This is a genomic window from Faecalibacterium sp. An192 (genome assembly GCF_002160175.1).
In the GTDB taxonomy this organism is placed as follows: Bacteria; Bacillota; Clostridia; order Oscillospirales; family Ruminococcaceae; genus Faecalibacterium.
On record NZ_NFKB01000101.1, the window covers coordinates 1 to 4,084 of the forward strand.

Annotated in this window: 3 protein-coding genes; all 3 read right to left on the reverse strand. The window is 59.5% G+C overall.

The window, feature by feature from the left end; all coding sequences use genetic code 11:
- Positions 1-171: 171 nt before the first annotated feature.
- The gene (locus B5F27_RS15845; RefSeq protein WP_087369017.1) at positions 172-1,611 is read right to left on the reverse strand and encodes a 6-phospho-beta-glucosidase; all 1,440 of its coding nucleotides are present in this window, start codon (positions 1,609-1,611) and stop codon (positions 172-174) included.
- Positions 1,612-1,733: 122 nt separating this feature from the next.
- A complete protein-coding gene (ptsP, locus tag B5F27_RS15850) occupies positions 1,734-3,398 on the reverse strand; it encodes a phosphoenolpyruvate--protein phosphotransferase (RefSeq protein ID WP_087247684.1) in 1,665 nt (554 codons plus the stop codon).
- 110 nt (positions 3,399-3,508) lie between these two features.
- Positions 3,509-3,766 (reverse strand): HPr family phosphocarrier protein, encoded by a 258-nt coding sequence (locus B5F27_RS15855; protein WP_087247686.1) that lies wholly within the window; start codon positions 3,764-3,766, stop codon positions 3,509-3,511.
- Positions 3,767-4,084 lie beyond the last annotated feature (318 nt).

The following is a 4,084-nucleotide window of genomic DNA, read 5'->3' on the forward strand; positions in this document are numbered from 1 at the left end:
CTGAATGTGGCTGTATTTTCTGGGCATAGCAAAGACCTCCTGTAGTAGTTTTATTCTACCACAGGAGGCCTTCTTTTTTCACTGTCTACTTTTACTGGAGCGGTTCACAGGCCAGGCGCTCTTTTCATTTACGGATCGGATAGTTTCCTGATTTTATAACAGATTTCCGGCTTATTCGCCCAGGTCGGCGCCGTTGGTGGCGATAACCTGCTTGTACCAGTAGAAGCTGTCCTTCCGGCTGCGGGCCAGGGTGCCGTTGCCGGCGTTGTCCTTGTCCACATAGATGAAGCCATAGCGCTTCTTCATCTCACCGGTGGAAGCAGACACCAGGTCGATGGGGCCCCACATGGTATAGCCCATCACCGGCAGGCCGTCCTCGTCCACCGCCTTGATCAGCTCCTTGATGTGGGCCCGCATATAGTCCACGCGGTAGCTGTCGTGGATGCTGCCGTCGGCCTCCACCGTGTCGTTGGCGCCCAGGCCGTTCTCCACGATGAACAGGGGTTTCTGGTAGCGGTCGTACAGGGCGTTCATGGTGGTGCGCAGGCCCTCGGGATCGATGGCCCAGCCCCAGTCGCTGGCCTTCAGGTAGGGGTTCTTGACGCCGCCGAAGGCTGCGTTGCCCGAAGCGCCGTCCTTGGCCAGCAGCTCCTTGTCGGTGGTGACGCACCGGCTGGAGTAGTAGCTGAAGGAAATGAAGTCCACGGTGCCGGCCTTCATGTCGGCTTCATCCTCGGGGGTGCAGTCCAGAACGATGCCGTCCCGCTCCATCCGCTTCTTGGCCCAGACGGGGTAAGCGCCGCGGGCCTGGGCGTCGATGAAGAAGAAGTTATCCCGGTCGGCCTCCAGGGCGGCCCGGACATCGGCCGGGCTGCAGGTGCGGGGATAATACTCGCCGGCGGCCAGCATGCAGCCCACCATGGCGCCGGGCATCATCTCATGGGCCAGGCGCACGGCCTTGGCGCTGGCCACGATCTCATAGTGTGCGGCGCGGTACTGGACTTCGGTGGGGTTCTCCCCTTCCTCGAACAGGATGCCGGCGCCCATGAAGGGCAGGTGAAGCAGCATATTGATCTCGTTGAAGGTGAGCCAGTACTTGACCTTGCCGTTGTAGCGGCGGAAGATGGCGGTGCAGTACTTCAGGTAGGCGTCAATCATCCGCCGGTCCTTCCAGCCGCCGTATTTCTTGATCAGGGCGATGGGGGTATCGAAGTGGCAGATGGTGACCAGGGGCTCGATGCCGTACTTGTGGCATTCATCAAAGAGGTCGTCGTAGAACTTCAGGCCCTCCTCGTTGGGGGTGTCGTCGTCGCCGTTGGGCAGGATGCGGGTCCAGGCGATGGACAGGCGGTAGCACTTGAAGCCCATCTCAGCAAAGAGCTTGATGTCCTCCTTGTAGCGGTGGTACATATCAATGGCCTGGTGGGCGGGATAGCTGTGGTCTGCATCGCAGTCCAGCATCTTCATCTGGCCCCGCATGACGGGCATACGGTCAGGGCCAAAGGGAATCACGTCCACGGTGGACAGGCCGCGGCCGCCTTCATTGTAGGCGCCCTCGCACTGGTTGGCCGCGGTAGCGCCGCCCCACAGGAAATTTTCAGGCAGAGACATAACGGTATTCCTCCTTGCTTTTTCTCTCAAAAAGGTCCCCGAAGGACACTGTTCTCCGGGGACCATGGTGTTGATGGAACGGCCGCCGGGTCAGGCGGGCCGTATAGGGTTCTTTTTTCCGATCAGGCCTTGGCGTCCTCTGCGTCTGCGGTGTCCACAGCGGGCTTGGTCAGATCGATGCTGCGGATCTTCTTGCGGACCGGCAGGATGCTCTTGGGGTTCACCGACAGTTCATCCACGCCCATGCGCAGGAAGGTCTCGGTCAGGGAGGTGTCTGCGCCCAGCTCGCCGCAGATGCCGACCCAGATGCCATGGCGGTGGCCTGCGTCGATGGTCATCTTGATCTCGCGCAGGACGGCGGGGTGATGGGGATTGGCGAAGGGCTCCAGCTTGGCGTTCTGGCGGTCGATGGCGCAGGTATACTGGGTCAGGTCGTTGGTGCCGATGGAGAAGAAGTCGCACTCCTTGGCCAGGTCGTCGGCGATCAGGACAGCGGCGGGGGTCTCGATCATGGTGCCCACTTCGATCTCGCCGATCTTCTTGCCCTCGGCGGCCAGCTCCACCTTGCACTCGTCCAGGATGTTCTTGGCGTCGTGCAGCTCACGCAGGCTGGTGATCATGGGGAACATGATGCCCACATTGCCGTAGGCCGAAGCCCGCAGCAGGGCCCGCAGCTGGGTCTTGAAGAAGTCCTTGCGGGTCAGGCAGATGCGGATGGCGCGGTAGCCCAGAGCGGGGTTCTCCTCGTGGTCCAGCTTCATGTAATCGACGGTCTTGTCGGCGCCGATGTCACAGGTGCGGATGATGACCTTCTTGGGGGCCAGGGTCTCCACCACCTGCTTGTAGGCCTCAAACTGGTACTCCTCAGAGGGGTAATCCTTGCTGTTGAGGTAGACGAACTCGGACCGGAACAGGCCCACGCCGCCGGCGTCGTTCTGCTGGACCGAGCCCACGTCGCCGATGCCGCCGATGTTGGCGTAGACGTTGACGGTGGTGCCGTCCAGGGTAGTGTTGGGCTTGCCCTTCAGCTCCTGGAGCAGGGCCAGCTTCTTCTTGTCCTCCTGCTGACGCTTCTGCAGGCTCTTGAGCAGGTCGGGAGTGGGATCTACATAGACGCAGGCGTTGTAGCCGTCGATGACTGCCATCTTGCCGTCCCATGCGTCGTCGATCTCCTTGCACTGGATCAGGGCAGGGATGTTCATGCTGCGGGCCAGAATGGCGGTGTGGCTGTTGGTGCTGCCCTCGCGGGTGATGAAGCCCAGCAGCAGGCTCTTGTCCAGGCGGACGGTCTCGGAGGGAGCCAGGTCCTCGGCCACCAGGATGGTGGGCTCGGTGCCCTGCATGCTGTCCACATCGGTGCCCTGCAGGATGTCCAGCATGGCCTGGGCGATGTCGATGACATCGGCGCTGCGGGCCTGGAGATAGGGATCGTCCATGGCTGCAAAGACGGCGGCCTGGTTGGTGCCTGCGGTCTTGATGGCGTACTCTGCGCACATCTTCTGCTTGGTGATGATCTCGCGGATGGCATCCACAAAGTCGTCATCCTCCAGCATCATGGCGTGGATATTGAACACCTCGGCGATCTCCTCGCCGGCCTCCTCCAGAGCCTTCTCGTACAGGGCGGTCTGCTGCTGGATGGCCTTCTGCTGGGCATCCTCAAAGCGCAGCAGCTCCGCGCCGGTGTCGGTGACGGGCTTGGTGGAGATGGTGGTATCTTTCTTCTTGTAAATCTTGATCTTGCCGATGGCAATGCCGTTCAAAACGCTTTTGCCGGTACCTACCTGCATAACTGTATCCTTTCTCCGTCCAGACGTTTGCCTCTGTACGGGGCAGCTGGACGGCTGCCTTCAAAAAGAGCCCCCGCAGGCTTACCGCGAGGGCTCAGGAACGGTTGTTCTTAGAGGTTCTCAGTCATGAACTTCTCGATGTCGGCCACAGTAGCGTCCTCATCGTCGCCCTCAACCTTGATGGTAACGGTGTCGCCCTGCTTGACGCCCATACCCATCAGGGCCATCAGCTTGCGCATATCGCAGCTCTTGCCGTCCTTCTCCAGGGTAGCGGTGCTGGCGTGGCCCTTGACCACCTTGACGAGCAGGCCGGCCGGACGAGCGTGGATGCCGCATGCATCCTTAATGGTATACTGGAATTCCTTCATAGATCATTTCTCCTTATATCTGGCGTAAACTTGCAGCAGCGCAGCTGCGCTCAAATCATGTGCATACAGGCATACACATTTTTCGATAACATTATTATAAACCCTGCACCGATTTTTTTCACCCTTTCATTTTGCCAATTTTTCATTGCGTTTTTTGTGATTATTGAACAAAATGTATTTTCCTTCCCCTGCCTTTTATTGGTATACAACAAATAAATATCCCCCGGCATAGCCGGGGGTTTTTCATATGCGGGCATAGCCCTAGAATACTAGCCACGCGTCACGTCGCGTAAGTACGGTCTGCCAGCCGCGAAGGAT